The 1,092-nt window shown below is 73.5% G+C and carries 1 pseudogene; it reads right to left on the reverse strand.

The annotated features are described in order from the left end of the window. Positions 1-1,092: pseudogene (locus AB0I10_RS41255) on the reverse strand (polyketide synthase); the annotation flags it as partial.

Below are 1,092 nucleotides of genomic sequence, written 5' to 3' on the forward strand. Positions count from 1 at the left end.
AGCACGAGGCGCGCCGCCTCCCGCTCGGCCAGCCACCGCGACACATGCCCGGCGATCGCACCCGTCCCACCCGTGATCAGCACACTGCCACGCGGCATCCAGTGCCCCTCGGCACCGCGGGCCTGGGCGGGCCGGCTCATCCTGCGGCCGAAGACCCCGGCCGTCCTGATGGCGACCTGGTCCTCACCACCGCCGGCCAGCACTGCCACGAGGCGTGCGCCTGCGCGCTCGTCGACCGTCGCGGGCAGATCGATCAACCCGCCCCAACGGTCCGGGTGTTCCAGACCGACGACCCGTCCCAGACCCCACACCTGCGCCTGCACCGGACTGACCAGCACCTCGTCCGGCGTGACCGCCACCGCACCACGAGTGGCCAGCCACAACGGTGCGACAATTCCGACATCGCCCAACGCCTGTACAAGGCCCAGCGTCGCGGCCAGTCCCCCGGCCACCACCGGGTGCTCCGGCACCGGCGCCTCATCCAGCGCCAGCAGCGACAACACACCCGCAACCACGCCGGCAGGCTCCACGCCCGCACTCTCCAACGCCTCACCGAACAGCGCAGCCACACCATCCCGGTCCACGGACCCGCCCGGGACCTCGACCACCACAGCGTCGGCTCCGCGGGCGCCCAGCGCCGCCGCGCACCCCTGCGTCAGGCCGTCCTCTGCCAGTCCTTCGGGGACCGCCACGAGCCAAGTCCCGGACAGCACGCCCGGGTCGGGCTCGGCGACCGGGGCCCAGCCCATCCGGTACCGCCAGCCCGCGGTCACGGACCGGTCCTGCTCACGGCGCCGCCACGACGTCAACGCCGGCAGCACCTCGCTGAGATGCTGCTGGTCCTCGATGGCGAGCGTGTCCGCGATCTGAGCCAGGTCGCCACCTTCAACGGCCGCCCAGAACTGGGCCTCGGCCGCCGTGCCCGCCCCGTCCCCGCCGGTGGCCGATCCGCCGACCGACGGTGCCGACAGGTCCCGCGGCCAGTACCGGTCGTGCCGGAAGGCGTACGTGGGCAGCTCCACCCGCTTCGCCTGCGGCAGCACCACGGACCAGTCCACGGCCACACCATTGACGAACGCCTCGGCCAGCGAC

It is taken from the genome of Streptomyces sp. NPDC050636, assembly GCF_040654775.1.
Classification (GTDB): domain Bacteria; phylum Actinomycetota; class Actinomycetes; order Streptomycetales; family Streptomycetaceae; genus Streptomyces.